Source organism: Sphingobium sp. HWE2-09 (genome assembly GCF_035989265.1).
Classification (GTDB): domain Bacteria; phylum Pseudomonadota; class Alphaproteobacteria; order Sphingomonadales; family Sphingomonadaceae; genus Sphingobium.
Map to the genome: position 1 here is coordinate 2,144,939 of NZ_JAYKZX010000003.1, position 25,776 is coordinate 2,170,714.

Genomic DNA, 25,776 nt, shown 5'->3' on the forward strand with positions numbered 1-25,776 from the left:
ACGACCATAGGCTTTATAGAGCATGGCTATCAAGGGAGGCGCTATGCGCGAAGGACCGATATTGGGCGCGGTGCTGGCGGGCGGACGCTCCAGCCGCTTCGGCAGCGACAAGGCGCTGGCCCGCATGACCGACGGCCGCACGCTGATCGACCATGCGATGGCGGGCCTCGCTCCCCATGTCGCCAGCATCGTCATCTGCGGGCGCGCGCATGATCGGGGCACCGGCCTGGCCGATCGCCCCGCGCCCGACATGGGACCATTGGGCGGCCTCAACGCCGCGCTCCACCATGCGCTGGATCACGGCTTCATCGGTGTCCTCACCACCGGCTGCGACATGCCCCTCTACCCCGCCGCCCTCCCCGCCGCGCTGATCGGCGAAGGCGCCGCGATTCTCAAAGGCCAGCAACTGCTCGGCTGGTGGCCCGCCACGCTGGCACCGGAACTGGACGCCCATCTCTCAGAGCATAACAACCGCTCGATCCACGGCTGGCTCGACCGCATCAGCGCGCGCGTGGTCGAAATACCCGGCGTCACCCTCCCCAACATCAACCGCCCGGAGGATTTGGCGGGCCTATCGTAGGTGCTCTCGCAAAGGCGGAAACCCAGTCCCGCCGTTTCAACCGGCTTCCCACTTGCGCGGGAACCCGCGGCACCTCATCAAGCATCCTCGCCGCTGCATGCGTCTCTACCCTCACCTCTTTTACCCGCTTCCAGCCCGGCGCTAAGCCAAGGCAAGTTAGGGCGGGTTGAGAACCGGCAAGGGCTTGATTGAGGGAAAGCGGACGGTCGGCTTGCCCGGCCCCGCCCGCTGGCGGGAGGGGCAGCGAGACTTAATGAGCGAAGCGAATTTAGTCGCAGCGGGGTGGGCCAGCGCCAGGTTGCGCAAGCCCACCCCCTGACCCCCTCCCGCCAGCGGGAGGGGGAATGAAGTCGGCAATGGGTCGCCGACCACCCCCCGTCATCCCGGGCTTGACCCGGGACCCCGCTTCACTTTCCAACGCCCCCGTCGAAAAAGCGACGCCCCCGCCCCGTCAGCGTTCCGCGACCAGCAGCTTGTCGATCTTGCGCCCGTCCATATCCACGATCTCGAACCGCCATCCCTGATCGTCGATATAATCGCCGACTTCCGGCAAGCGCTTCAACAACCAAAGCGCATGACCCGCGACCGTCGCATAATCGCGGTCTTCGGACAGGTCGATGCCGATCCGCTCGGCCAGCTGGTCGATCGGCATCTGCCCCGACACCAGCAGGCTGCCATCCTCGCGCTCGACCATGTCCGGTTCGTCATAGGCGTCGCGGTCCGACGCGAAATGGCCCGCAATCGCCGACAGCAGGTCCGCCGGGGTCACGATCCCTTCGAAATGCCCATATTCGTCATGCACCATCACCATCGGCACGTCGGACCGGCGCAACACTTCCAGCGCGTCCATCGCATCGACCTGATCCGGCACCACCTCCACCTTGCGCATCAGCGCGCCGACATTGAGCGCCTCGCCCCGGAACAGCGCGGTCATGATGTCGCGCGCCTGGACGATGCCGATAATATCCTCCACCGACCCGCGCCCCACCGGCAGGCGGGTGTGCGGCGTTTCCAGCAGGCGGCTGCGAATCGTCGCGTCGTCGGCGGCGATATCGATCCAGTCCACGTCCATCCGCTGCGTCATCACCTCGCGCACCGGCCGGTCGGCCAGCCGCACGACGCCCGATATGATCGCCCGTTCGCTTTCCTCGATGATGCCCGACCGGCTCGCCTCGGCGACGATCAGATGCAGTTCCTCGGCCGTGACATGATGTTCCGATTCGCGGTCCAGCCGCAACAGCTTGAAGATCAGGCTGCTCGATCCGTCGAGCAGCCACACGATCGGCGCGGTGATCTTCGACAGCCACAGCATCGGCGCGGCCACCAGCACGGCGATCGGCTCGGGCGCGCGCAAAGCGAACTGCTTGGGCACCAATTCGCCCACGATCAAAGAGGCATAGGTGGTCAGCCCGATGACCAGCGCGAACCCCGCATTGTCGGCCAGGTTCGCGGGCACGCCCAGCGCCTGCAACCGCTCGCCCGTCGGCCCGCCCAGGCTCGCGCCCGAATAGGCGCCCGCAATGATGCCGATCAGCGTGATGCCGATCTGGACCGTGGACAGGAACTTGCCCGGATCGCTCGCCAGCGCCAGCGCCGTGGTCGCGCCCTTGCGCCCGGCCTTCTCCATCCCCTGCAGGCGCGGCTTGCGCGCCGACACGATGGCCAGTTCGGACATGGCAAAGACACCATTCAAGGCGACGAGCGCCAGGATGATGACAAGATCGGCCCATGGAAAGGGCGTGAGTTGGTGGGGGGGATCGTGGCCATGGTGGTCGGCTGCATCCTATAACCGCTATTCTTTCAATTTCACAACATTCCCATCACCATCGGTTCAGTTCGCTTGTGGAACAATATATCCGCTCGGCTATTGAACGGGGCAGCCGCTCCAAAAGGGCGAAAAGACAAGGGAACAGGTTCATGAGGATTTCTCACCGCATCATCGGCGTCGCGGGCCTCGCCGCAATGCTTGCCACCACCGCCTGCACCACCGACCCGGAAACCGGTCAGCGCTCCATTTCGAAGGCGGCGATCGGCGGCATCGGCGGCGCGCTGGGCGGCTATCTGCTGGGCGATCTGGTCGGCGGCCGCAACGACCGCACCGAAAAGATCCTGGGCGCGGGCATCGGCGCGGTCGCGGGCGCGGGCATCGGCGCCTATATGGACGCGCAGGAACGCAAGCTGCGCGAGGAAACCGCCGGCAGCGGCGTGGACGTGATTCGCGACGGCGACAATCTGCTGCTGCGCATGCCCTCGGGCATCACCTTCGCCTATAACAAGGCCGACGTGCAGCCGCAGTTCCAGCCGACGCTGAACGACGTCGCCTCGGTCCTGTCGCAATATCCCAAAACCTATATCGACGTGTACGGCCATACCGACAGCGACGGCGCGGACGCCTATAACCAGACCCTGTCCGAACGCCGCGCCCAATCGGTCGCCAGCTATCTGGTGAGCAAGGGCGTCCAGTCCGCCCGCATCGGCACCCGCGGCTTCGGCGAAACCCAGCCGATCGCGTCCAACGCCACCGAAGAAGGCAAGGCCGCCAACCGCCGCGTCGAAATCAAGATCGCGCCGGTGACCGAAGCCGACGTGCGAGGCTGATCCCGTTGTTCAGGCGCGGGCGGTAATCGCCCGCGCCATCAACGCCAACGCCGCCCGTTCCGCCACCGGGTCGGGCGGCAACCGGCCATCCAGCGCCAGGGTCGCCAACCCATGCACCAGCCCCCAACAGGCCAGCGTGCCCGCCTCCGCCCGTCCGGGCGCCAATGCCGCCACCCGCGCGGCCATCCGATCATAGGCGCCATGGCATTGCGCGGGCGACAGCGTCCGCCCCGCCCCATCCGCGAACATCAGCCGGAACAGCGCGGGATGCCGCCGGGCAAAGTCGATATAGGCCACCCCCTGCCGCACCAACGCCTCCCCGCCATCTTCGACAGCGTCGGCCTCTGCCGCATCCGCGTCCAGCATCGCAAAGCCGCGTAGCGCCACGGCGGCCATCAGCGCGCTCTTGTCGGCAAAATGGCGATAGGGGGCCATTGCCGATACCTGGGCCGCGCGCGCCACCGCGCGCAGGCTGACCTCCCCCTCCCCCGCGCGCAGCAGCTCCAACGCGCACAGCACCAGGCGATCATGTAAGGAGAGGCTATCGTTCGTCGGCATGTTTACACTGTAATCAAAATGGCGTAGGTTTACAGCATAAACATCATGGAGTCGTCCGATGCAAGCCCGACAATCCGTCGATCTCGACGCCTATCCCGACCTCATCATGATCCTGCTGGGCTTCCGCGTCACGCGCCTGCGCGGCCTGCCCGCCCTCCTGCGGATCGGACGCGGCCTGCGCACGATAGAGCGCGATCCGCCGGACGGACTGCTCGCGCACGAACAATTTCTCTTCGCCTATAATCATGTCGGCATCCGCCAATATTGGCGCGACCTCGACAGCCTGGAACGCTTCACCCGTTCCATGCCGCATGCAGGCTGGTGGCGCGATTTCGCAAAGGGCGACAATGGTGCAGGCTTCTGGCACGAAAGCTACAGCCGCAGCGGCGCGATGGAGGCGGTCTATATCGACATGCCCGACCCCATAGGCTTTAGCCGCTTCGCCCCCGCGCTCGACCCGAGCGGCCCTTTCCTCACCGCCCGCGCCCGCATGGCGCGCAAGGCGCCCTAGAAACTCGCCTTCAACCCGTCGATCACGAACTGTGCCGCCAGCGCCGCCAGCAACACGCCCAACAGCCGCGTGATCACCGCCTCGATCTTGCGCCCCAAAAGCGCCATCAGCGGCCCCGCCGCCAGCAGCGATCCCAGCATCAGCAGCAACGTCACCAGCACCGCGCCCAGCACCACCATCCGCTCCGCCACCCCGTCGGCGCGCGACATCAGCAGCATGACGGTCGCGATCGATCCTGGCCCCGCGATCATCGGCATCGCCATCGGGAAGACGGAGACGTCCTCCACCTCCGGCGTCTCGGCGATCTTCTGCGCCCGATCCTCGCGCCGTTCGGTGCGCTTCTCAAACACCATGTCCATCGCGATCAGGAACAGCATGATGCCGCCCGCGATGCGGAAACTGTCGAGCGCGATGCCCAGCGTGCCGAGCAGTTGCTTGCCCCACAAAGCGAACACGAACAGGATCGCCGCGGCAATCCCCACCGCGCGGATCGCCATGGACCGCCGCTGCACCGCGTTCGCCCCGTTGGTCAGGCTCGCATAGATGGGCGCGCAACCGGGCGGGTCGATCACCACGAACAGGGTGATGAAGGCCGATATGAACAGCTCGATCATGATCCCGCCTTTACCTGCCCCGGCCCGACCTGATCATCGATGACCGCCTCATAACCCTCGCCCGTCCACATCCGCACCGTCACGCGACGGCTGCCATCGGTCGCGACATCCGCGTTCCAGATCAGGCTCTCATCCCTGGGCATCGGCGGCATCTCACCCTTCTTTCCCACAGGCGGCGGCGGCGTATCCCCCCGCGGCCCGCCCTTGCAGGTCGCAACCTTGCCGGTCATAAACTCGGGCGCCGCCCGCGCGGTCGTCAGCCTGTCGCCATGATCCAGCACCCATAACCAGCGCCCCTTCTTGTCGCGCCGCCAGATGGTGGTGAAATAGCCGACCGCCCCGTCCGGCCGCGTCCAGTTGCCGGTGCTCGCCGCCAGGTTGCCGTCGCACGACACATAGACGATCGACGGCGACCAGCTGACCGACGCCGCCGGATTGGCCTGTTTCTTCAACCAGTCCTTCGCCACCACCTTCTGCGGCACGAACATCACCGCATCGTCCGCCGCCGTCTCGGCAAAAGCGGTCCACTGCCCCTTTTCCTGCGCCAGCCGGTTGAACGCGATCTCCGCCGCGATGACGCTGCTCGGATCAGGCTGGAACCGCAAAGGCGGCTTCGCAGCGACCAGCGCCCCCGCCGCCAAAAGCAGCAGCGCCAGCCGCGCCCTCACAACCCCTCCGGCTTGGCCAGCCCCGCGCGCGCATGGGCCGCCACCAGCGTGTTGCGCAGCAGCACCGCGATCGTCATCGGCCCGACGCCGCCCGGCACCGGCGTGATCGCGCGGACATGGCCCAGCGCCTCGGCGGTGGCGACATCGCCCACGATCCGGCTCTTGCCCTCTTCCTCGCTATCGGCGACCCGGTTGATGCCGACATCGATCACCGTCGCGCCCGGCTTGATCCACTCGCCCTTCACCATCTCCGCCCGCCCCACGGCGGCCACGACGATGTCCGCGCGATGCACCACGCTCGCCAGATCACGGGTGCGGCTATGCGCGATCGTCACGGTGCAGCTTTCCGCCAGCAACAGCGCCGCCATCGGCTTGCCCACGATGTTGGACCGGCCCACGACCACGGCTTCCAGACCACTCAGGTCGCCCAGTTCGTCCTTCAGCAACATGATGCAGCCCAGCGGCGTGCAGGGCACCAACGCCTCCTGCCCCGTCGCCAGCTTGCCCGAATTGACGACATGAAAGCCATCGACATCCTTGGCCGGGTCGATCGCGCCGATCACGGCGGCTTCGTCGATATGCTTGGGCAGCGGCAACTGCACCAAAATCCCATCGACCCGCTCGTCCTGGTTCAGCTCCTCGATCAGGTCGAGCAGATCTTCCTCGCCGATGCTGTCGGGCCGCTTGAACTCGAAACTTTCCATCCCCGCCGCCACGGTCATCTTGCCCTTGGACCGGACATAGACGCTGCTCGCCGGGTCTTCGCCCACCAACACCACGGCCAGCCCCGGCTTGCGCCCGGTCGCCGCGACAAAGCCCGCGACGCCTTCGCCCACCTTGTCGCGCACAGTGGCGGCGAACGCCTTGCCGTCGATGATCTTGCCGATGGTCATGTCTGTTCTACCCATGTTGCGATAAGCGCGGTCAGGCGCGCCAAAGCGCCACCGCCGCCGATGATCCGCAGCCGCTTTAGCCGGTTGCCGTCCCCCGATTCCAGCAAAATCGCGCTTTTGGGCCAATCGAGCCTTTTGCCCAGCAGCGCGATCAACGCGCCATTGGCCCTGCCCTTTTCCGGCACCGCCCGCACCCGCGCGCAGAGCCAGCCCGCCTCGCGCTCATCGATCCACAGCCCGCCGATCGCGTCCTTCGCCGCCCCCGGCGTCAACCGCACGGCCAGCAGCAGGTCGTCGCCTACTACCGTCCAGACAGAGTTCAGGCCGCCGCCCGCATCAGCGCCGCGAACAGATTCTCGCGTACCGGCCCCTGCAATATGATCACCGCCAGCAACACGACCATCGGCGACAGGTCCAGCGCGCCCAGGTCCGGCAGCACCTTGCGCACCGGGCGATAGAGCGGCTCGGTCATCCGATCGAGCGCATAAAGGCCGTTGCGGACATATTCGTTCGACGTGTTGATCACGTTGAACGCGATCAGCCAGCTCAGCACCGCCTGCACGATGATGATCCACCAGACCGCTTCCAGCACGATATAGACGATGCCGTTCAGGGCGTTCAGAAATTCTAGCAAACTACCGGCCTTCCAATGCTGCGCCGCCGCAAATAGGACGCCATATCTAACCCCGCGGACGGGCCGCCACAAGCACCGCGCGACGCTTATTCGACCAACGACACGGCCGCCGACCGGGCCTCGGGATCAGCCCTGCGGCATCGTCCCGGGGCGGATATAGCCGAACATATGCGCCACATAATCGCCTTTACCCAGCGTCACGCCCTGCGCCCGCAGAATCGCATAGGCGGTCATCAGGTGGAAATAAAATTGGGACAGCGTCCAATCGCGCGCATATTGCTCTGCGGTCAGGTCCAAAATCATACCGTTGGGCAGGGCGTGCGCGATCGGCATGTCGTCCGCCATGTCCAGCGCATCGGCCGACACGCTGTTCACCACCGCAAGGGTTTCGCTGATGCGCGCCTTGGCGTCCGCGATCGAACCAGGCTGCTCCCCGGCATTGCGCGCCTCGTTCAACAATATGTCCAGCGCGGGCGGGAACGCCTCCCCCTGCAACCGATAGACGCCTTCCTGCGCCTGCACGCAGGCAAAGCGGATCTGGGTCGCCAGCGGATACATGTCGGGCGCCAGCCGCGCCGACAACAGCGCCTCCGCGTCCTCGCCGGGCAACTGCGCCTGCGCCTTGTCCAGCCAGGTGGACAGGGTGTTCAGCATCTGGCTGTACGTCGGGACGAGCAACTGGCTCAGCAACATGGTCTATCTCTCCTACGTGCGGCGCTGTCGGCACCGAAGCGCCGCGTCGGCGCGCCTTATTTGTGGACCAGCGTACCGGCGCCCTGATCGGTAAAGATTTCCAGCAGCATCGCATGCGGCACCCGCCCGTCCAGGATGACGGCGGCGTCCACCCCGCCCTCGACCGCACGGACGCAGGTTTCCAGCTTCGGGATCATGCCGCCGCTGATCGTGCCGTCTTCCTGCAGGATCGCGATCGCCGCCGGGTCCAGATCGGTCAGCAACTGCCCCTGCTTGTCCAGCACGCCCGCGACATCGGTCAGCAGGAAGAAGCGCGACGCCTGCAATTCCGCGGCGATCGCGCCCGCCATCGTGTCGGCATTGACGTTATAGGTATGCCCACCCACGCCCATGCCCACAGGCGCCACGACCGGAATGATCCCCGCCTGCGCCAGCGTATCCAGGATGCGCCGGTCGACCGACACCGGATCGCCGACAAAGCCCAGGTCGACATTGCGCTCGATCCCCGAATTGGGGTCCGCCTCGCGCCGCCCGCCGACCTTCTCACACAGGACCAGCCCGCCATCCTTGCCCGAAATACCGACCGCACGGCCACCTGCGCCCGCGATCCAGGCGACGATCTCCTTGTTGATCGATCCCGCCAGCACCATTTCGGCGATCTTGGCGGTTTCCGCGTCGGTCACGCGCAACCCGCCGACAAACTGCAATTCGACGCCCAGTTTCTTGAGCATCGCACCGATCTGCGGCCCACCGCCATGGACGACGACGACGTTGATGCCCACCGCCTTCATCAACACGACATCCTCGGCAAAATCGCGCGCCGCTTCGGGATCGCCCATCGCATGGCCGCCATATTTCACGACGAACGTCTTGCCCGCATAACGCTGCATATAGGGCAGCGCCTCGACCAGGGTTTCGGCCTTCGCCAGGAGCGCGGGATCGGGGGCGTGCTTGCTGTTCATGCGCGGGCGCATAAGGCCAATGCGCCGCGGGAGCAAGAATATGGTTCGTGCGGAGACGCGGAGCGCGCGCGAACAGCGAGCCTTTACTCAACGCCCGACGCTTATCGCCCGATCAACCTCATCCACCCGGACCTCCCCGGCGGAGGCCGGGGCCCAGCCCTCCGGCGGGGGTAGTTCGCGCAGAGGCCCAGACCATGCGATCGACACCACCCCGCTGCAACCTCATAACCGAAACGAAAACAAGTGCATCCCAAAGCATGTCGCCCACAGTCTGGCTTTCGCGACACACCCTCGCCAGCCCGGCGTTCAAAATGCTTCGCACATAGAAGACAGGGCGCACCACCGACGGCACGCCACGCGCCGTACAAAGCGGCCCATAAAAAATGTCGTCAACCCCATCCCTACGTTTCCCGGCACAGGCCGGGGTCCAGTCCAGACCATGCAACTGGACCCCGGCCTGCGCCGGGGAACGCTCAATGGGACAAGACCGTTACCCAACACGACGCCAGCACAGCCGCTGGGCCGCGCTAAAAAATATAATCATATCAGATACTTAAATAATATAAGACAATTAGTTCGCTAACAAACGATATCGCTAATCGCCCACAACTGTCGCACTCGCTGTCTCAATTGCGATCCAGCCGCCGCCCCAGCCCCACCAGCAGATAGATGACCGGCGGCACCAGAATCGCCGACAGCAGCACCTTCGCCAGCATCTGCCCCAGCAGCAGTTCGCCGATCGGAAACACCCCGTAAAAGGCGATCGACACGAACAGCAGCGTATCCACGATCTGCGACAATATGCTTGCCGTCGCCGCCCGCAACCACAACATCCGGCTGCCTTCCCGCCCCTTCAAGGCCGCGAACAAAGTGACGTTCAGCGTCTGCGAAATGCCATAGGCGATGATCCCGCCCAGCCAGATGCGCGGCGTCCCGCCCATCATCATGGCGAAGGCTTCGGCCCGCTTGGGGTCCATGTCGCCCGCTGCCGGGGTGGCCAGCACCAGGATGGATATCAGGATCGATGCGATCAGCGGCAGGAAGCCGATCTGCACCAGCCGGTTGGCGACCGCCCGGCCATGCAATTCCGCCACCGCGCTGGAAATCGTGACCAGCAGCAGAAAGGCGAAGATGCCCGCCTCGACCGCCAGCGGTCCCAGGCCCACCATCGGCCCGATCGCCGCCAGCGGCCCCAGCGCGACCTGCTTGTTGCCCAACACCCCGGCGATGCAGACCATCCCGCCATAGAAGATCGAGAATCCGAAGAGCGAACGGCTGATAAGCGCAGGCGAAGAGGTCATCGCCCGCCCTTACCGATATTTGCCGCCAGGGGAAGGGTCACACATCGGCCGTCCACCACCTTCTCCCCATGGGGGAGAAGGATACGCAGCCTTGCCGCGCAGCGGCTAGGCGAAGTTGGAAGAGGGGGTGCGCCCCTACCCCGCCAACAACCGATATTTGACCCCCATCGCCTGCGCCAGATGGCGCAACCGCCGCTCGACCGTCTCGCCAAAGAGGTCGGCGTCCTCGTCGCGCAGGTGCAGGTCGATCTGCGTGTCCGTCCGCACCAGATGCGACAGGGCCAGTGGCCCTTCCACCCCGCCCGACAGGCGCTGCGCCAGGCGGATCGCCAGCCCCCACAATGTCGCCCGGCGCAGTTCTTCGGACTGGGCCAGCCGCTCGACGCCCGGCGCGCCCGTCGTTCCACCGCCGAAATTGCTATGCAGCGCCTGCGCCAGCATCGCCCGCTCCGGCGCAGTGATCCCCACCCAATTGCTGTGCAGCGCAATCTCCACACCCCGTTCGGCGCGGAAGTCGGGATTGGCGCGCCAGCCGACATCGGCCAGCAGGCAGGCGGCGCGGCGGATGCGGCGCGCGGCGGCATCGTCATCGGCGAACAGCGGCGCGATCCACTTGTCGATCCGGTCGCCATGGCCGCGAAAGCGCGACTGCGCCTCCCCTTCCGCCTCGGCCGCGACCAGCAGCGGATCATGCGCGCGAATATCCTCGGGCAGATCCTCGTACAGCAACCCTTCGCGCAGGCCATAGGCCGACACGACCAGCCGACTGGACCGCAACTGCCGCACCACCACCGACAGCAGCGCCGCCGCATCGGGCAATGTCGGCACGCGCGATCCGGTCATCGCCGGGATCTGCTTCAACCGCGCCTTGTCGACATGGCTGACGATCCGGGTCAGTTGCTCGGCCCGCGCGGCGGTCATCTCATATTGATGCACCACCGGCAGCGGAAAGGCGGTCAGCTGCATGTCGAACCGCGCCAGCGCCCGCCACGATCCGCCGACCAGATAGAAGGGCAGGTCCGGCTCGGGCGTCCACCCCGCCTTGTCCAGCATCCGCACCACCATCCGCTCCAGCATCCGCGGCCCCTTGGTCCGGATCTGCGGCAGGCGCAGCACGCCCAGCGGCAACGATATCGTCTGCTCGACCACCCCGCCGCGAATCCGCGCCAGTTCCAGGCTCCCGCCGCCCAGATCGCCGACGATCCCGTCCGCATCCGGTATGCCCGACAGCACCCCCATCGCCGCACCGATCGCCTCCTGCGCGCCGGTCAGCAGTTCGACGGTCAGCCCCATCGCCTTGGCCCGCGCGATGAAGGTCGGCCCGTTGGTGGCATCGCGCACCGCCGCCGTGGCGACGCAGCGTATCTCGCTCACCTTCATCGCCTTGCACAACTGGGCGAAGCGAGCGATGGCGCGCAGCCCCCGCTCCATCGCCTCCGGCTCGATCGCGCCGGTCTTCGCCAGCGATGCGCCCAGCCCCGCCATCACCTTTTCATTGAACAGGGTGAAGGGGATGCGCCGTGGCCCGTCATAGACGACCAGCCGCACGCTGTTGGACCCGATGTCGATGATCGCCGTGCGCGCATGGGCGGGCTGGGGCGATGTCGTCATGCTTTCGGCGACCGCCCGCACTCGGCTGAGCATCGAATTCATCGCGCTCAAGCCCGCCCGCGCAGGCGCAGCGTCGGCACCGCTTCATTGTCGAACGCCGCGCCACGACCGGACAGCGACGGGTTGGTCATGAAATAGCGGTGCAGGTTGAACGGTTTGTCGCCCGGCTCCAGCCGGGTGTAATGACCATCGCTGTCCAGCGACCAGCTTTGTTCGGTGTCGATCAGGTTGGCGACCATCACCTGGTCCAAAATCTGGTCGTGCACCGTCGGATTTTCGATCGGCGCCATGAACTCGACCCGCCGGTCGAAATTGCGCTGCATCCAGTCGGCCGAACTGATGAAGACCTTCGCGCCATTATTGGGCAGCGCATTGCCGTTGCCGAACACGGCGATGCGGCTATGCTCCAGGAAGCGGCCGACGACCGATTTCACCCGGATATTCTCCGACATGCCCGGAACGCCGGGCCGCAAACAGCATATGCCCCGGATGATGAGGTCGATCTGCACGCCCGCATTGCTGGCCGCATAGAGTTTCTCGATGATCGCCGGGTCGACTAGGCTGTTCATCTTGGCCCAGATCGTGCCGGGCCGCCCGGCGCGGGCATGGTCGATTTCGGTATCGATCAGCTGGCACAGCCTGTTGCGCAGATCGCGCGGCGACATGACCAGCTTTTCCAGCCGCTCCGGCTCGACATAGCCGGTGATGTAGTTGAACAGCGCGGCGGCGTCCCGGCTATAGGCCGGATCGGCGGTGAAGAAGCTGAGGTCGGTATAGATGCGCGCCGTGATCGGGTGATAATTGCCGGTCCCGAAATGGCAGTAACTGCGGAACTGCTCGCCTTCCCGCCGGATCACCATCGAAATCTTGGCATGGGTCTTCCAGTCGATGAAGCCATAGACCACCTGCACGCCCGCCCGCTCCAGCGCGTCGGCCCACATCAGGTTCTGTTCTTCGTCGAACCGCGCCTTCAACTCGACCACCGCGGTCACGGACTTGCCCGCCTCGGCGGCATCGATCAGCGCGCGGATGATCGCCGACTGCTTGCCCGCGCGATACAGCGTCTGCTTGATCGCCACCACATCCGGATCGGACGCCGCTTGCTTCAGGAAAGATACGACGACGTCGAACGCCTCATAGGGGTGATGGACGACGATGTCCTTCGCCCGGATCGCCGCGAAACAGTCGCCCGCATATTCGGCGATCCGCTCGGGGAAACGCGGCACATAGGGCTCGAACTTCAGGTCGGGCCGGTCGGTATCGACGATACCGCTCAGGTCACCGATGCCGATAAAGCCTTCCACCTCCACCACCACCGCGTCATGGCCCTGGAGCATGTCCTGCAACATATCCTCGACCGGCTCGGGAATGCGCTCCTCTATCTCCATGCGGATCACCCGGCCGCGCCGCCGCCGCTTGATCGCGCTGCGATAATGGCGGACCAGATCCTCGGCCTCTTCCTCAATCTCGATATCGCTGTCGCGGATGATGCGGAACACGCCGCTGTTGCGGACGCGGTATCCAGGAAACAGATCGGCCGAAAAGCGCCGCACCACCGCCTCCAGCGCCATATAGCGCGCCGGTTCGCCCGGCACCCGCACGAACCGAGCAAGCGAGGGCGGGATCATCACCAGCTCGCGAATCGGCTGCTTGTCCGACAATCGCTCCAGATCGAAGATGATCGACAGCCCCTGATTGGGAATGAAGGGAAAGGGATGCGCCGGGTCCAGCGCCTGTGGGGTGAGGATCGGAAATATCTGCGTCAGGAAATGCTCGCGCAGCCACTGGCCGCACGCGTCGTCCATTTCGCTGCCCGGCCCGATGACCTCGATCCCGACCTGCGCCAGTTCGTCATGCACCGCGCCCCAGACCTTCTGCTGGGCGCGCATCAACCGCGCGCTTTCTTCGGTGATCGCGGCCAGCTGCTGCATCGGGGTCAGCCCGTCGGCGGAGCGCAGATCGACATTCTGCAACTGCTGCCCCTTCAGCCCGGCGACGCGGACGGAGAAAAACTCATCCAGGTTCGCGCCCGATATTGACAGGAACCGCAACCGCTCCAACAGCGGATGGGCGCGGTTCATCGCTTCTTCCAATACCCGCTGGTTGAACGCCAGCCAGGACAGCTCACGGTTGAAATAACGGTCGCTGGGCGGCGACAGGCTGACGGATGGATCGGCTTCGGCCACGGATTACTCGCGTTGCAGAGGAGGGGGATCGGGCGGGACTATAGGCAGAAAGCCTGCGGATTGCAGAGCCTCTTTCGCCATTGCGACAGAAATCTTGCGTCCAGATGACAAGGATATGCGATCGAGCAACTGCGTGACCGTATCGATCGCGCCATAGCTGCGCTCGACCCGGCGCAGCAGCCAGTCGGGGAGGTCGGCGGCATAGCCCGCCCCGGCCCGGTCGAACGCCCGCTCGATCAGCGCGCGGGCCAGCGCCTCGTCCGGCTCGGCGATCGCGACATGCGGCGCCGCGGCCAGGCGCGATCGCAGGTCCGGCAACGCCACCGTCCAGCTGGCAGGCGGCGTCCGCCCCACCATCAGCAATGGCCGCTGCTCCGTCTGCGCCGCGTTCCAGGCGTGGAACAGGCGATGCTCGTCGTCCCCTTCCGCCTCATCGATGATCGCGCCACCGCTCATCTGGGCGAAATGGCGCGCCAGCGTGGATCGGCCCGATCGCGGCGGGCCGGTCAGCACGCTCACCGACAGCGGCCAGTCGCGCCAGCGCTCCAGATGCGCGACCGCCAGCCGGTTGGCGTCGCTGACCAGGAAATCGCCATCACCCGCGCCACCATGCCATTCGAAAGGCAGGCTGATCTGGCTCATTGCGGCGGGGGCGACGCCTGCCGCCGCGTGATCCGCAGCGTATTGCCCGACACCGCAACGCTATAGCCGCGCGCTTGCAATCCCGCGCGCAGCATATCGACCGTGCCGTCGAACGTGACCTGCATCACCGACGTGCCGCCCAACGCCAGGCTGCTGGTATTGGCCAGCCGCACGCCGGGGATCGAGCGCACCGTCGATTCGCCCGCGCCGATCGATCCCACGTCGGGCGTATCGAACTGGATGGAGAAACTCGCCCCGCTGGTGGCGACCGTCGGCAACTCCACTGCCTCGACCGGTGCCTCGACCGCATTTTCGATCTCCAGCGTGGCGGGATCGACCGGCTCCTCGATGATCAGCGAGGGGTCGGGCCGCAAGCGTCCGTCATTGAGTGCACGGATATAGAGTTCATCGATCCGTCGCGCGCCTTCGTCCATCATCTTGGCGAGGCCGCTATCGTTCGACGCGCGCAACGTCACGCTGCCGATCAGGCTGTTGTCGGGACCATAGCGGGCGGTGAAGGTGCCGGTGACCGGCCCGCCGGGATAGGCGCGGTCCAGCCGCGCGATCGGGATGACGACATCGGCCGCGCCATATTGGTCCAGCAGCACCCGCCACCACAACCGCCCGCGCCGCCCGGTCTGCCCGGCGTTCAGCAGGATCGGATCGGCGATGGAGCCAGCGACGCGGACATAGTCGATCGCGCTGTCGCCGGTGCGATATCGCGCCCAGGCCTTCTGCCATTCATTGGTCCGCTCATAGGACACGGCCGATCCGCCGTCCCACAGCACCGGGATCACCAGCAAGGGCGGCGATCGCATGACATTGCCCGACACGCCCAGCAGCGCGCCCGTCCGCGCCCGGTCGAACAAAATCCCCAACGTAGCGACATAGCGCGTCGGCCCGGCCTGTTCATATTCGATTTCGATGCCCGAAATCATTGCTTCCAGCTGCGAATCGGACAGCGCCGGTGCGCCGCCGCCGCCATGGGTCCGCGTCCACAACATCCGCCACGCCTGCCGCTGCGCCATGCGCCACCCGGCATAGCGGGCGCTGTCGGCATCCTTGGCGAACACATCGACCTTGACCCCGCGCACCTCGAAATCGCCGCCACTGGCGATCGGCGGCACCCCGCGCTCCCCCTCCATCTGCGCGAACAGGGCAGCGGCGGCCAGGCCCAGCGCGATGGCGATCGCAATCTGGACCGGCCGCGAGAGCAGGCGCAACAGGGCTGCGGGGCGGGAAATGGTCTGGCTCAGGCTCACGCGCGCCCTTTTGGCGAGGTTTGCCCGTCCTGCCAAGCGTGAACGCATGAATAACAACGCCCGTTCGCCCTGAGCGAAGTCGAAGGGCCAGGCAGAGCCGAAGGCGAAGCCGCTTCGCTCCGCTCAGCGGAAGGCTTCGACTTCGCTCAGCCCGAACGGAGATGACAAGTCGTTCCGGCGTCGCAAAACATCCAAACTTCCGTTTTCCGCGCCATTGCTCTAGGGGCCATGACCATGAGCGACAACGAATCCTACAGCTACGCCAAGGCCGGCGTCGATATCGCCGCGGGCAACGCCCTCGTCCGTGCCATCGCCCCCCTGGCCAAGGCCACCCGCCGCCCCGGCGCCGACGCCGAACTGGGCGGCTTCGGCGGCTTCTTCGACCTGAAGGCGGCGGGCTATGACGACCCGTTGCTGGTCGCCGCCAATGACGGCGTGGGCACAAAACTCAAACTGGCGATCGACCATGACCGCCATGACGGCGTGGGCATCGACCTGGTCGCCATGTGCGCCAACGACCTGATCGTCCAAGGCGCCGAACCCCTCTTCTTCCTCGACTATTACGCCACCGGCAAGCTGGAGAGCGGCGTTGCCGAACGCGTCATCGCGGGCATTGCGGAAGGTTGCCGTCAGGCGGGCTGCGCGCTGATCGGCGGCGAAACCGCCGAAATGCCCGGCATGTATGCCGATGGCGACTATGACCTGGCGGGCTTCTGCGTCGGCGCGGTGGAACGGGCCAAGGCGCTGACCGGCAACCGGGTCAAGCCTGGCGACGTCCTGCTCGGACTCGCTTCCTCCGGCGTCCACTCCAACGGCTATTCGCTAGTCCGCCGCCTGGCCGCGGACAAGGGCTGGCGGCTCGACCGCCCGGCGATCTTCGATCAGGACGTGCTGCTGATCGACGCGCTGATGGCCCCGACCCGCATCTATGTGAAAAGCCTGCTGCCCCTCGTCCGCGCGGGCATGATCAATGCGCTCGCCCATATCACCGGCGGCGGCCTGCTGGAAAACATCCCCCGCGTCCTGCCCGAAGGCGCCCATGCCACGGTCGACGCCGACGCCTGGGAACAGCCACGCCTGATGGCCTTCCTCCAGGCGCAGGGCCATATCGAACCGGCCGAAATGGCGCGCACCTTCAACTGCGGCGTCGGCATGGTGCTGGCCGTGGACGAAGCCCATGTCGCCGCCGTGACGAAATCGCTCGAAGATGCAGGCGAAACCGTCTTCCGCATCGGCGCGATCGGTGAAGGCGACAAGGGCTGCACCGTCAAGGGCAGCACCGAAACCTGGAGCGCCAAGGCCGACTGGTCCGCCACGCATCTGGGCTGACCATTTTCCCCCATCTCCGTTCGGTTCGAGCTTGTCGAGAACGGCGCGCTGAGTTCTCCACAAGCTCGAACCGAACGGATGTTGTTATGCAAAAGGCAAAAGTCGGCGTCCTGATTTCCGGCCGTGGCTCCAACATGGCGGCCCTGCTTTACGCGGCCAAGGCGGAAAGCTGCCCCTATGAGATCGTGCTGGTCGCCGCCAACGATCCGCAAGCCCCCGGCCTGGCCCTCGCCGCTGCCGAAGGCATCCCCACCTTCGGCCAAAGCCACAAAGGCCATAAGCGCGCCGCGTTCGACGCGATCATCGACGCGCAACTCCGCGCGGCGGGCGCACATTATGTCGCACTGGCCGGCTATATGCGCTTGCTCTCGCCCGAATTCGTCTCCGGCTGGGAAAACCGGATGCTTAACATCCACCCCAGCCTGCTGCCCAAATATAAGGGGCTGGACACCCATCAGCGCGCGATCGACGCGGGCGACAGCCATGCGGGCTGCTCGGTCCATATCGTGACGGCCGAACTGGACGACGGCCCGGTGCTGGGCCAGACCCCGGTCGCGATCCTGCCCGACGACACGCAAGACAGCCTCGCCGCCCGCATCCTCATCGCCGAACATCAACTCTATTCCCGCACCCTCGCCGATTTCGTCACGCGCGAGCGTCAACCCGACTGGCTGCTGAACAAAGTGCGCGAAGCCGCCCTCGCCTTGCCGCAAGCGGACGAGATCGTCTCGCACGGCATGGCCTGCTTCGGCATCGTGAAGGGCAAGAAATTCGCCTATGTCTCGCGCGATCATCATGGCGACGGCATCACCGCCCTGCTGGTCAAGACCAGCGCGCCCGAAGAACAGGCGACCCTGATAGAGGCCGACCCCGAACGCTATTACCGCCCCGCCTATTTCGGCGCCGACTGGGTCGCCATCCGCCTGGACCTGGGCGACACCGACTGGGATCATATCACCGACCGCCTGCGCGCCAGCTGGCGCCAGATCGCGCCCAAAAAGCTGCTCGGCCTGATGGATATCGCGGAAGACTTTTAGGCCGGAAGAAAGAGCCTCGGGCCTTTTGCTGCAAGCCAAGTCCCTTTCCTACACGCGCCTTTTATGATCCATCCTGTCGGATGGACCAGCACCCCACTTCCCATCCGCCCGCCCCCGCAACCCGCCCCGCGCGCAGCCACTGGACGCCGACGAAGCAGCGGCTCTTCCTTGCCGCGTTGCTTGAATATGGCAGCGTCGGCCGCGCCGCGCGGGCGGCGGGCATGTCCCGCTCCAGCGCGCATCGGCTTCGCGCCCGCCTGCCCGGCACCGAATTTGATCGCATCTGGGCCAATGCGCTGGCGCTGCACGCCGCGCGGCTGGCCGATCCCTTCGCGCCGCCAGCCCCCCATCGCCCCGCGCCCCGTCAAACCCGATGAGATACGTCGCTTCACTGTCGCCTCCCTGTCCCGCCGATGTCGCGTCCTTGTCGCCCCGGCGTAGCGTCGCTGTCGCGTCATGAGCGCTTCGCGAGCGCAAAATAGTGGCATCGGGCCAAAACAGGCTGACGACGGTGTGAACTTCACCTGTCGCGTCGCGAATGGGACAATCAGCCCCTTTCCATCGCCGTCTCCGATCCCCATAGAGTCGAGCCATGACCGACAGCTCCGCTCCCGCCGCGATCGAGATCCGCAACCTCACCAAAGTCTATAAGGGCGGCAAACGCGCGCTCGACGGGATCAACCTCTCCATCCCGCGCGGCCAGATCTACGGCCTGCTCGGCCCCAATGGCGCAGGCAAGTCCACCACGATCAACATCCTGGCGGGCATGGTCAACAAGACCGACGGCGACGTCCGCATCTGGGGCTTCGACATCGACGCGAACCCGCGCAATGCGAAAAACTCGATCGGCATCGTGCCCCAGGAAATCGTGTTCGACCCCTTCTTCACCCCGTTCGAAACGCTGGAAAACCAGGCGGGCTTCTACGGCGTGCCTAAGGAACGCCGCCGGTCGATGGAATTGCTGCGCGCCGTCCATCTGGAGGACAAGGCGCACGCCTATGCCCGCACGCTGTCCGGCGGAATGAAGCGCCGCCTGCTGGTGGCCAAGGCGATGGTCCACAGCCCGCCGATCCTGGTGCTGGACGAACCGACCGCGGGCGTCGACGTGCAATTGCGCCAGCAGCTCTGGGCCTATGTCCGCGAACTCAACGCCATGGGCGTCACCATCGTGCTGACCACCCATTATCTGGAAGAAGCCGAAGAATTGTGCGACCGCATCGGCATCATCAACCATGGCAAGGTGATCACCGACAAGCCGACCCGCGAACTGCTGGCGATGGCGCAGGAAAAAGTGGTGCAGGTGACGGTGGACCGCGACGTAACCACGATCCCCGACGCGCCTTGCTTTGAAAAGGTCGAACTGTCGGACGACCGCACACTCACCATCACCTATCTGAAAGACCGCGCCAACGCAGGCCAGGTGCTCAGCGCCGTCCAGGCCAGCGGCCTCGCCATCGTCGATGTGGTAACCCGCGACCCGGACCTGGAGGATGTGTTCCTCAACCTGACGGCAGCGGCTTAGATATTTTCTCCGTTCGGGCTGAGCTTGTCGAAGCCTTCGCCTGAACGTAGTGAAGGCAAAACCTCACGCCGTTCGGTCGAGCCATTCGACGTCGCTCAGGACGAACGGTAGAAAGAATTTAGGACGACGATGACCTCCACCCCCCATGACGTCATCATCATCGGTTCCGGCGCCGCAGGCCTCACGGCCGCCATCAACCTGGCGCAGGACCGCAAGGTGCTGGTGCTGGCGAAGGGCGCGCTCGATGGTGGCTCCACCAATTGGGCGCAGGGCGGCATCGCCGCCGTACTCGACGCCGGTGACAGTTTCGAGGCGCATGTCGAAGATACGATGGTCGCAGGCGCCGGTCTCAACGATCGCGCCACCGTCGAATTCGTCGTGTCCGAAGCCCCCGCCGCGATCGAGCGGCTGGCTGCGCTCGGCGTGCCGTTCAACGGCGGCGAAGCGTTCGGCAAGCGCTGGGATCTCACCCGCGAAGGCGGCCACAGCCATCGCCGCATCGTCCATGTCGATGACGCCACCGGCCATGCGGTACAGGTCGCGCTGCTCAAGGCCGCGCGCGCCAATCCCAATATCACGCTGATGGAGGACAGGGTCGCGATCGACCTCATCACCTCCCGCCATGGCGAGCGCTATTCGGGCGACGGCCATGTCTGGGGTGTCTATGCCTTCAACAAGCAGACCGGCCATGTCGACGCCCTGCTCGGCCGCGCCACCATCTTATGCACCGGCGGCGCGGGCCGCACCTATCTCTTCTCCACCGCGCCGCGCGGCGCGACCGGCGACGGTATCGCCATGGCCTGGCGCGCAGGCTGTCGCGTGTCGAATATGGAAATGAACCAGTTCCATCCGACCTGCCTCTATAATCTGGAAATCAAGAATTTCCTGATCACCGAAGCCGTCCGCGGCGAAGGCGGCCACCTGAAACTTCCCCCCGGCGTGCCCGGCGGCGGCGAGCGCTTCATGCCCCGCTTCGACCCGCGCGAAGAACTGGCCCCGCGCGATATCGTCGCCCGCGCCATCGACCATGAAATCAAGCGCCTCGGCCTCGACTATGTCCATCTCGACATCAGTCACAAGCCGCCGGAATTTGTGAAGCATCACTTCCCGACCATCTACGCCCGCCTGCTCGACCTCGACATCGACATCACCAAGGAGCCGATCCCGGTCGTCCCGGCGCAACATTATACCTGCGGCGGCGTGGTCATCGACCTGGACGGTCGCACCGACTTGCCCGGCCTCTATGCCGCGGGCGAAGTCAGCGAAAGCGGCCTCCACGGCGCCAATCGCCTCGCCTCCAACTCACTGCTCGAATGTTTCGTCTTCGGCGAAGCGGCGGCCCGCCACATCCGCGCCCATTGGGACGATCTGCCATCCCCGCCGCCGATCCGGCCGTGGGACGAAAGCCGCGTTACCAATGGCGACGAGGAAGTCATCGTCCAGCATAACTGGAAGGAAATCCGCCGCTTCATGTGGGACTATGTCGGCATCGTCCGCACCACTAAGCGGCTGGAGCGCGCCCAGCATCGCATCGACCTGCTGTCCAAGGAAGTCGATGAATATTACGGCAATTTCCGCGTCACGTCCGACCTGATCGAACTGCGCAATCTGCTCGAAGTCGCCAGGCTGGTCGTCCGCTCCGCCTTGCATCGCAAGGAAAGCCGGGGGCTGCACTATACGCTCGACTATCCCGACACGCTGCCGAACGCGGTCGACACGGTATTGGCGCCTTAAGGCCGACGGCTCTTTCCTACAGGCGTTTTCCGGGACATGATCCGACCCATGTCACGCCGCCAGAAAATCCTTCAGCGCCGCATTGAAGCGAGCAGGCTGGTCGGCCATCACCATATGCCCGCTGGGGCCGATCGACTTGAGCAACACGCCTTTCTTCCCCGCATAGTCGGTACGAAAACGGCTGGTGATAGATGCGGCCTGCTGCGCGTCCGATCCGACGGCATAGACCACTTCCAGCGGCGCGGCCAGGCGCGGCAATTGCGGGCCAAGGTCGATATTGGCAAGGTCGCGCAACGCATTGGCGATGACGTCAGGATCGCTGCCCTTCGCCCCCCGCGTCTGCGCGACCATCTGCGCCAAATAACGCCGCCCCGCCGCCGTCCCCGTGAAATAGCCGCTCAGTTGATCCGCCAGATACCCCATGCCGCTCGCCGTCCCGCCGACCATCGCCGCGCCTGCGGGCAGCATATCGACTACCATCACGCGGCGCGCCAAGCCCTTCAGCCCCAGCAGCATCGCCAGCGTCCCGCCCATACTGTGCCCCACGATCGCCGGCCGCTTGAGACCGGCAGCGACGATATAGCGGGCAATCTCGTCCGCGATCGGCTGGATCACCGCGCCGCTGGCATTGGCCTCCGCCGCCAATCCTGCAAAGCCGCGCACATGCACCAGATGATAGCGATAGTCCGGCACGCCGCTCAGCACGCCATTCCATATGCCTGGCCCACTCGCCAAACCAGGGATCAGGATCACGTCGCGCGCGGCGGCACCCGTCGCGCCGCGCACATTCATCGCGATACGCCGCGACACGAAGGGCGCAGCCGCCGCCGCCTGCCCCGCCCACGCCATGCCACCGGTCGCGAGCGCCCCCAGCATCAGCGCGCGCCTGTCCATCTTTGTGTCGATCATGCCGCCTTTTGCCATTTTCGCCCTGAACCGCAACTGAGCGATGTCGCGTCTATCCAAGCGGTTGCATCGTTCATCCTCCTTACATCGCATTTGTGGAATCATTCGTCGCATGGGTCTTGCCGACCAACCGGCAGCCCGCCCCTATGATGCAAAGAGAGTTCGGGGACGCTAATGACATCGAATGAACGCCGGGGCGGTTTTACGCGCCTGGTCCTGTTGATCGCGGCGCTATCGGCCTGTGTCAGCGCGCCTGAACCGCCCAGCGCGCAAGCGGCGGCCAATACGCCGCAAAAGCCCCAGCCTCAACGATCACAGCCTCAACGGCCACAGCCCACCACCAACACATGGCCGATCCGCCAGGTGGCGAACCCGCCCTTGCCCTATCGCGACATCGACCAGAATCAAACGCCGCCCCCCGCGCTGGTCAGCGTCGTGCGCAATCTGGGCCAGAGCTTCAATGGCAAGGTCGGCATCGCCGTCCGCCGCATCGGCACGGACTGGACCGTCGCCTGGAACGGCGGCGCGCTCTTCCCGCAGCAGAGCGTATCGAAACTATGGGTGGCGATGACGTTTCTGGATGCGGTCGATCGCGGCAAACTGCGCATCACCGATACCACCACCATCACCCGCAACGACCTGACGCTGTTCCACCAGCCCAGCGCCGCGATGCTGAAGGATGGCAGCTGGACGACCAGCTATTCCGACCTGATGCGCCGTGCGATGACGCAGAGCGACAATACCGCCAACGATACGCTGCTGCGTGCGGTCGGCGGGCCGGAAGCAGTGCGCAGCTTCCTGGCGCGGCGGATGATCCGCGATATCCGCTTTGGCCCTGGCGAACGACTGCTGCAATCGGCCACTGCGGGCATGGATTGGCGGCAGGATTATTCGGCGGGCCGCAATTTCTACGCCGCCCGCGCCAAACTGCCCATGGCGGTGCGGGTGAAGGCGCTGGACAATTATCTCGCCAGCCCGCCAGACGGCGCAGCGCCTTCCTCGATCGTCCAGGCGCTCGCGAAGCTGCGGGAGAACCAGATGCTCTCCCCCGCCTCATCGCGCCTGCTGCTGTCGATCATGTCGGAAGCCAAGACCGGGCCGCAACGGATCAAGGGCGGCGTGCCGCCGGGCTGGTCCTATCTGCACAAGACCGGCACGGGGCAGGATCTGCCGCCCCGGTCAACCGGCTTCAACGACATCGGCATCATGACTGCGCCCGACGGCACCGGCTATGCCGTGGCGGTGATGATCGGATCGACCACCGTAGGCATTCCCGAACGCTGGGCACTGATGCAGGCGGTGGCGAAGGCGGTCGCGGCCAACCATGAAACGCGCTGACCTGCCCTAAAAACGGCGCACCACGCCCAGATAAAGCTCACTATCCGGGCTGTCGCCATTCAGCCCGGCATTGAAACCGATGTCGAACTGCATGTCGTCCGACGGCTGCCAGGCAAAAGACAGGCCACCCAGCGCCTGCGTGGCGTGCCCCGCCGGATCGTCGTCGCGCGTCACCTGCGCCTCGATCGTGCCCGACACCGCATCGCTCAACGTAAAGCCCAGTCCCACGACGCTGCCATAAGCCAAGTGACGCCCCGACCGGTCCTCATCCACCGCGGCGTCGATCTCCGGCGTCAGACCCAGCGAAAAGCCGCCACCCAGATCGTAACTCACCGGCACGATCAATCCCGCGCCCCAATCGCCAGCGCCGATCGCCCCGCCGCCCGTCGGCAAAGACGCATAGGGCATGATCGCGATCGAAAAGCCTGACCCATCGGGATGTGACAGGTTCCGGCGCAGCGCCACCTGCACGTCGCCCACGCCGCTATCCTTGTCGATTGCCCCGCTCAGCCGGTCGCGCGTGCGCACATGACCATAAGCAGTCCAGCCGACCTGCGCCTCCAGATGCTCGGCCAGGCCCAGCCGCACCAGCACATCGCCTGCCTCTATCGTATTGGTGCGGCTCGTCGCATCCTGCTCGCGGGTCCAGTCGCCCAGCCCCAGTTCCACCACCACGCGCCCGGTATCGACCGTGCAGGCCGGCGTGCCCAGTCCCGGCCGGTCGGCGCACAGGTCACGCGACGCCTGCGCCATCGCCATGCCGGACCCTGTCGCCCCTGCCAGCAACCCTGCCACCACTATCCGCCGCCACATACGCATCGCCGTCTCCCCGCTGATCCTGCTGCTATAGGCATCTTCCAGCCGGAAATAATGCAGAAATATTGAAGCGGGAAACGACGATGGAATAAGCGCGTACCGGCACGCGTATATCTGGCATGAACGCCCTCTTCCCGTCCCCTGCCACACCCACCGTCGTCCCGATCCGCCCATCATCGTCGGGCCAAGGCCGCCCGATCCGCGTCGCCCTGTTTTCCGGTAATTACGACTGCGTGCGCGATGGCGCCAACCGCGCGCTCAACCGTCTGGTCGGCCATTTGCTGCACCAGGTCGGCGCGCAAGTGCGCATCTATTCGCCCACCGCCCCGCGCCCGGCCTTCGCCTCGATCGGTGACGTACGCTCGGTGCCTTCGCTCAGCCTGCCGGGTCGGCCCGAATATCGTCTCGCCATCGGCCTGACCCGCGCCGTCCGCCGCGATCTGGACGCCTTCGCGCCCGACATCGTGCATCTGTCCGTCCCAGACCTGCTGGGTCGCCAAGCGCAGAAGCATGCGCGGGCGCGCAGCATACCGGTCGTCGCCAGCCTGCACACCCGGTTCGAAACCTATCTCGATTATTATCGCCTCGCTTTCCTGCGCGGCACGATGGAGCGCTATCTCGATCGGTTCTACGGCGACGCCGACCATATATTGGCGCCGACCGCGCCGATCCGCGACGAGATGGCGGCGCGCCACGGTGCGGCGCGCGTGTCGATCTGGGGCCGCGGCATCGATCCCCATCTCTTTGCGCCATCCTTGCGGGACCCGGCCTTCCGCGTAGCGCATGGCTATGAGGAACAGGACGTCATCCCGCTCTTCTTCGGTCGGCTGGTGCTGGAAAAGGGGCTGGGCGTCTTCGCCGATACGATCGCCGCGATCCGGACGCACGGCCATCAGGTCCGGCCGCTGGTAATCGGCGACGGCCCGGCGCGATCCTGGCTGGCGCAGCGCCTGCCCAACGCTACGTTCATCGGCCATCTGAGCGGCCGCGACCTGGGCCGGGCGGTGGCGAGCGCCGACCTGCTGATCAATCCCAGCGTCACCGAAGCCTTCGGCAACGTCAATCTGGAGGCGATGGCGTCGGGCCTTGCCGTCCTGTCCGCCGACGTGCCCAGCGCCGCCAGCCTGATCGATCCGGGCCGCACCGGCCTGTTGCTGCCGCCGACCGATGCCAACGCCTATGCTGATGCCGCCGATGCGCTGATTGGGTCGCCCGCCCGGCTGGCGCGTCTGCGTCAGGCCGCCGCGATCGCCGCCAGCCGTCATCGCTGGGACGATGTGCTCGACGCCGTGGTGCAGGCCTATGCCGGGCTGCTACCGCGGGACGCTCCCTTCCACGCGCACGCCCCTTGCTCCGCGCGAGCCGGAACCGGATAAGCACG

26 protein-coding genes are annotated in these 25,776 nt (G+C 65.8%); 10 read left to right on the forward strand and 16 right to left on the reverse strand.

From position 1 onward, the window contains the following. Window positions 1–43 precede the first annotated feature (43 nt). Window positions 44–580, forward strand: a complete 537-nt coding sequence (gene mobA / locus U5A89_RS15815; protein ID WP_338163076.1) for a molybdenum cofactor guanylyltransferase — start codon at window positions 44–46, stop codon at window positions 578–580. A gap of 451 nt (window positions 581–1,031) precedes the next feature. On the opposite strand, the gene U5A89_RS15820 is transcribed toward mobA, so the two are convergent. After that, window positions 1,032–2,255 carry a hemolysin family protein gene (locus U5A89_RS15820; RefSeq protein WP_338162019.1) on the reverse strand — a complete coding sequence of 408 codons (1,224 nt, stop codon included), beginning with the start codon at window positions 2,253–2,255 and terminating at the stop codon, window positions 1,032–1,034. Window positions 2,256–2,497: 242 nt separating this feature from the next. Here U5A89_RS15820 and U5A89_RS15825 point away from each other — a divergent pair, with 242 nt between their 5' ends. Beyond that, on the forward strand, window positions 2,498–3,178 hold the full coding sequence (locus U5A89_RS15825; protein WP_338162020.1) for a YiaD family glycine zipper/OmpA-like lipoprotein: 681 nt from the start codon (window positions 2,498–2,500) through the stop codon (window positions 3,176–3,178). 9 nt (window positions 3,179–3,187) lie between these two features. Here U5A89_RS15825 and U5A89_RS15830 read toward each other — a convergent pair whose 3' ends face one another. Then, window positions 3,188–3,736 (reverse strand): TetR/AcrR family transcriptional regulator, encoded by a 549-nt coding sequence (locus U5A89_RS15830; RefSeq protein WP_338162021.1) that lies wholly within the window; start codon window positions 3,734–3,736, stop codon window positions 3,188–3,190. Window positions 3,737–3,794: 58 nt separating this feature from the next. Between U5A89_RS15830 and U5A89_RS15835 the strand changes: the two genes are divergently transcribed. Continuing rightward, complete coding sequence (locus U5A89_RS15835; RefSeq protein WP_338162022.1) at window positions 3,795–4,247, forward strand: monooxygenase family protein; 453 nt, start codon at window positions 3,795–3,797, stop codon at window positions 4,245–4,247. Here the strand turns inward: U5A89_RS15835 and U5A89_RS15840 are convergent. The 12 genes from U5A89_RS15840 to U5A89_RS15895 all read right to left on the reverse strand — a co-directional run bounded on the left by U5A89_RS15840 (window position 4,244) and on the right by U5A89_RS15895 (window position 15,713). Further along, a complete protein-coding gene (locus tag U5A89_RS15840; protein ID WP_338162023.1) occupies window positions 4,244–4,861 on the reverse strand; it encodes a MarC family protein in 618 nt (205 codons plus the stop codon). The genes U5A89_RS15835 and U5A89_RS15840 overlap by 4 nt on opposite strands. Next, on the reverse strand, window positions 4,858–5,529 hold the full coding sequence (locus tag U5A89_RS15845; protein ID WP_338162024.1) for a YybH family protein: 672 nt from the start codon (window positions 5,527–5,529) through the stop codon (window positions 4,858–4,860). Before U5A89_RS15845 ends, U5A89_RS15840 begins: the two co-directional genes overlap by 4 nt. Further along, window positions 5,526–6,422: a bifunctional methylenetetrahydrofolate dehydrogenase/methenyltetrahydrofolate cyclohydrolase FolD gene (gene folD / locus U5A89_RS15850; RefSeq protein WP_338162025.1), complete on the reverse strand. Its 897-nt coding sequence runs from the start codon at window positions 6,420–6,422 to the stop codon at window positions 5,526–5,528. Before folD ends, U5A89_RS15845 begins: the two co-directional genes overlap by 4 nt. After that, window positions 6,419–6,745 carry a DUF167 domain-containing protein gene (locus U5A89_RS15855; protein ID WP_445190705.1) on the reverse strand — a complete coding sequence of 109 codons (327 nt, stop codon included), beginning with the start codon at window positions 6,743–6,745 and terminating at the stop codon, window positions 6,419–6,421. Before U5A89_RS15855 ends, folD begins: the two co-directional genes overlap by 4 nt. Continuing rightward, window positions 6,742–7,056: a YggT family protein gene (locus U5A89_RS15860; protein WP_338162027.1), complete on the reverse strand. Its 315-nt coding sequence runs from the start codon at window positions 7,054–7,056 to the stop codon at window positions 6,742–6,744. The genes U5A89_RS15855 and U5A89_RS15860 overlap by 4 nt, the downstream gene beginning before the upstream one ends. Before the next feature lie 126 nt (window positions 7,057–7,182). Further along, window positions 7,183–7,749 carry a DUF1993 domain-containing protein gene (locus U5A89_RS15865; RefSeq protein ID WP_338162028.1) on the reverse strand — a complete coding sequence of 189 codons (567 nt, stop codon included), beginning with the start codon at window positions 7,747–7,749 and terminating at the stop codon, window positions 7,183–7,185. Between the two features lie 56 nt (window positions 7,750–7,805). Continuing rightward, entirely contained in the window at window positions 7,806–8,723 is a 918-nt protein-coding gene (gene argB / locus U5A89_RS15870) for an acetylglutamate kinase (RefSeq protein WP_338162029.1), read from the reverse strand. A gap of 614 nt (window positions 8,724–9,337) precedes the next feature. Beyond that, window positions 9,338–10,012, reverse strand: coding sequence for a queuosine precursor transporter (locus U5A89_RS15875; protein ID WP_338162030.1), 675 nt, complete (start codon window positions 10,010–10,012; stop codon window positions 9,338–9,340). A gap of 135 nt (window positions 10,013–10,147) precedes the next feature. Next, entirely contained in the window at window positions 10,148–11,665 is a 1,518-nt protein-coding gene (locus tag U5A89_RS15880) for a Ppx/GppA family phosphatase (protein WP_338163077.1), read from the reverse strand. Between the two features lie 5 nt (window positions 11,666–11,670). Further along, window positions 11,671–13,809 carry an RNA degradosome polyphosphate kinase gene (locus tag U5A89_RS15885; RefSeq protein ID WP_338162031.1) on the reverse strand — a complete coding sequence of 713 codons (2,139 nt, stop codon included), beginning with the start codon at window positions 13,807–13,809 and terminating at the stop codon, window positions 11,671–11,673. A 3-nt stretch (window positions 13,810–13,812) separates the two neighbouring features. Continuing rightward, on the reverse strand, window positions 13,813–14,451 hold the full coding sequence (locus tag U5A89_RS15890; RefSeq protein WP_338162032.1) for a P-loop NTPase family protein: 639 nt from the start codon (window positions 14,449–14,451) through the stop codon (window positions 13,813–13,815). Next, entirely contained in the window at window positions 14,448–15,713 is a 1,266-nt protein-coding gene (locus U5A89_RS15895; protein WP_338162033.1) for a heavy-metal-associated domain-containing protein, read from the reverse strand. The genes U5A89_RS15890 and U5A89_RS15895 overlap by 4 nt, the downstream gene beginning before the upstream one ends. Window positions 15,714–15,947: 234 nt before the next feature. On the opposite strand from U5A89_RS15895, the gene purM reads away from it, so the two are divergent. The 5 genes from purM (at window position 15,948) to nadB (ending at window position 21,335) form a co-directional block, all read left to right on the forward strand. Beyond that, window positions 15,948–17,042 (forward strand): phosphoribosylformylglycinamidine cyclo-ligase, encoded by a 1,095-nt coding sequence (gene purM / locus U5A89_RS15900; protein WP_338162034.1) that lies wholly within the window; start codon window positions 15,948–15,950, stop codon window positions 17,040–17,042. A gap of 86 nt (window positions 17,043–17,128) precedes the next feature. Then, window positions 17,129–18,079 (forward strand): phosphoribosylglycinamide formyltransferase, encoded by a 951-nt coding sequence (gene purN, locus U5A89_RS15905; protein WP_338162035.1) that lies wholly within the window; start codon window positions 17,129–17,131, stop codon window positions 18,077–18,079. Window positions 18,080–18,159: 80 nt separating this feature from the next. Continuing rightward, window positions 18,160–18,456 (forward strand): terminase small subunit, encoded by a 297-nt coding sequence (locus U5A89_RS15910; protein ID WP_338162036.1) that lies wholly within the window; start codon window positions 18,160–18,162, stop codon window positions 18,454–18,456. A 215-nt stretch (window positions 18,457–18,671) separates the two neighbouring features. Further along, the gene (locus U5A89_RS15915; protein WP_338162037.1) at window positions 18,672–19,601 is read left to right on the forward strand and encodes an ABC transporter ATP-binding protein; all 930 of its coding nucleotides are present in this window, start codon (window positions 18,672–18,674) and stop codon (window positions 19,599–19,601) included. A 129-nt stretch (window positions 19,602–19,730) separates the two neighbouring features. After that, window positions 19,731–21,335 carry an L-aspartate oxidase gene (gene nadB, locus U5A89_RS15920; protein ID WP_338162038.1) on the forward strand — a complete coding sequence of 535 codons (1,605 nt, stop codon included), beginning with the start codon at window positions 19,731–19,733 and terminating at the stop codon, window positions 21,333–21,335. Between the two features lie 51 nt (window positions 21,336–21,386). Here nadB and U5A89_RS15925 read toward each other — a convergent pair whose 3' ends face one another. Further along, a complete protein-coding gene (locus tag U5A89_RS15925; protein WP_338162039.1) occupies window positions 21,387–22,244 on the reverse strand; it encodes an alpha/beta fold hydrolase in 858 nt (285 codons plus the stop codon). A 171-nt stretch (window positions 22,245–22,415) separates the two neighbouring features. Between U5A89_RS15925 and U5A89_RS15930 the strand changes: the two genes are divergently transcribed. Then, window positions 22,416–23,579 (forward strand): serine hydrolase, encoded by a 1,164-nt coding sequence (locus tag U5A89_RS15930; protein ID WP_338162040.1) that lies wholly within the window; start codon window positions 22,416–22,418, stop codon window positions 23,577–23,579. A gap of 6 nt (window positions 23,580–23,585) precedes the next feature. Here U5A89_RS15930 and U5A89_RS15935 read toward each other — a convergent pair whose 3' ends face one another. Further along, window positions 23,586–24,398 carry a transporter gene (locus U5A89_RS15935; RefSeq protein ID WP_445190660.1) on the reverse strand — a complete coding sequence of 271 codons (813 nt, stop codon included), beginning with the start codon at window positions 24,396–24,398 and terminating at the stop codon, window positions 23,586–23,588. Window positions 24,399–24,514: 116 nt separating this feature from the next. Between U5A89_RS15935 and U5A89_RS15940 the strand changes: the two genes are divergently transcribed. Then, a complete protein-coding gene (locus tag U5A89_RS15940) occupies window positions 24,515–25,771 on the forward strand; it encodes a glycosyltransferase family 4 protein (protein WP_338162041.1) in 1,257 nt (418 codons plus the stop codon). Window positions 25,772–25,776: the final 5 nt, after the last annotated feature.

Bases quoted from the DNA above. Each gene is read 5' to 3' on its own strand.
- purM (WP_338162034.1), top strand. From the start codon at position 15,948: ATGAGCGACAACGAATCCTACAGCTACGCCAAGGCCGGCGTCGATATC.
- U5A89_RS15825 (WP_338162020.1), top strand. From the start codon at position 2,498: ATGAGGATTTCTCACCGCATCATCGGCGTCGCGGGCCTCGCCGCAATG.
- U5A89_RS15875 (WP_338162030.1), bottom strand. From the start codon at position 10,012: ATGACCTCTTCGCCTGCGCTTATCAGCCGTTCGCTCTTCGGATTCTCG.
- U5A89_RS15835 (WP_338162022.1), top strand. From the start codon at position 3,795: ATGCAAGCCCGACAATCCGTCGATCTCGACGCCTATCCCGACCTCATC.
- U5A89_RS15865 (WP_338162028.1), bottom strand. From the start codon at position 7,749: ATGTTGCTGAGCCAGTTGCTCGTCCCGACGTACAGCCAGATGCTGAAC.
- U5A89_RS15940 (WP_338162041.1), top strand. From the start codon at position 24,515: ATGAACGCCCTCTTCCCGTCCCCTGCCACACCCACCGTCGTCCCGATC.
- U5A89_RS15820 (WP_338162019.1), bottom strand. From the start codon at position 2,255: ATGTCCGAACTGGCCATCGTGTCGGCGCGCAAGCCGCGCCTGCAGGGG.
- U5A89_RS15930 (WP_338162040.1), top strand. From the start codon at position 22,416: ATGACATCGAATGAACGCCGGGGCGGTTTTACGCGCCTGGTCCTGTTG.
- U5A89_RS15925 (WP_338162039.1), bottom strand. From the start codon at position 22,244: ATGATCGACACAAAGATGGACAGGCGCGCGCTGATGCTGGGGGCGCTC.
- U5A89_RS15880 (WP_338163077.1), bottom strand. From the start codon at position 11,665: ATGAATTCGATGCTCAGCCGAGTGCGGGCGGTCGCCGAAAGCATGACG.
- U5A89_RS15910 (WP_338162036.1), top strand. From the start codon at position 18,160: ATGGACCAGCACCCCACTTCCCATCCGCCCGCCCCCGCAACCCGCCCC.
- U5A89_RS15830 (WP_338162021.1), bottom strand. From the start codon at position 3,736: ATGCCGACGAACGATAGCCTCTCCTTACATGATCGCCTGGTGCTGTGC.
- argB (WP_338162029.1), bottom strand. From the start codon at position 8,723: ATGCGCCCGCGCATGAACAGCAAGCACGCCCCCGATCCCGCGCTCCTG.
- U5A89_RS15890 (WP_338162032.1), bottom strand. From the start codon at position 14,451: ATGAGCCAGATCAGCCTGCCTTTCGAATGGCATGGTGGCGCGGGTGAT.
- purN (WP_338162035.1), top strand. From the start codon at position 17,129: ATGCAAAAGGCAAAAGTCGGCGTCCTGATTTCCGGCCGTGGCTCCAAC.
- nadB (WP_338162038.1), top strand. From the start codon at position 19,731: ATGACCTCCACCCCCCATGACGTCATCATCATCGGTTCCGGCGCCGCA.
- U5A89_RS15935 (WP_445190660.1), bottom strand. From the start codon at position 24,398: ATGCGTATGTGGCGGCGGATAGTGGTGGCAGGGTTGCTGGCAGGGGCG.
- folD (WP_338162025.1), bottom strand. From the start codon at position 6,422: ATGACCATCGGCAAGATCATCGACGGCAAGGCGTTCGCCGCCACTGTG.
- U5A89_RS15840 (WP_338162023.1), bottom strand. From the start codon at position 4,861: ATGATCGAGCTGTTCATATCGGCCTTCATCACCCTGTTCGTGGTGATC.
- U5A89_RS15915 (WP_338162037.1), top strand. From the start codon at position 18,672: ATGACCGACAGCTCCGCTCCCGCCGCGATCGAGATCCGCAACCTCACC.
- mobA (WP_338163076.1), top strand. From the start codon at position 44: ATGCGCGAAGGACCGATATTGGGCGCGGTGCTGGCGGGCGGACGCTCC.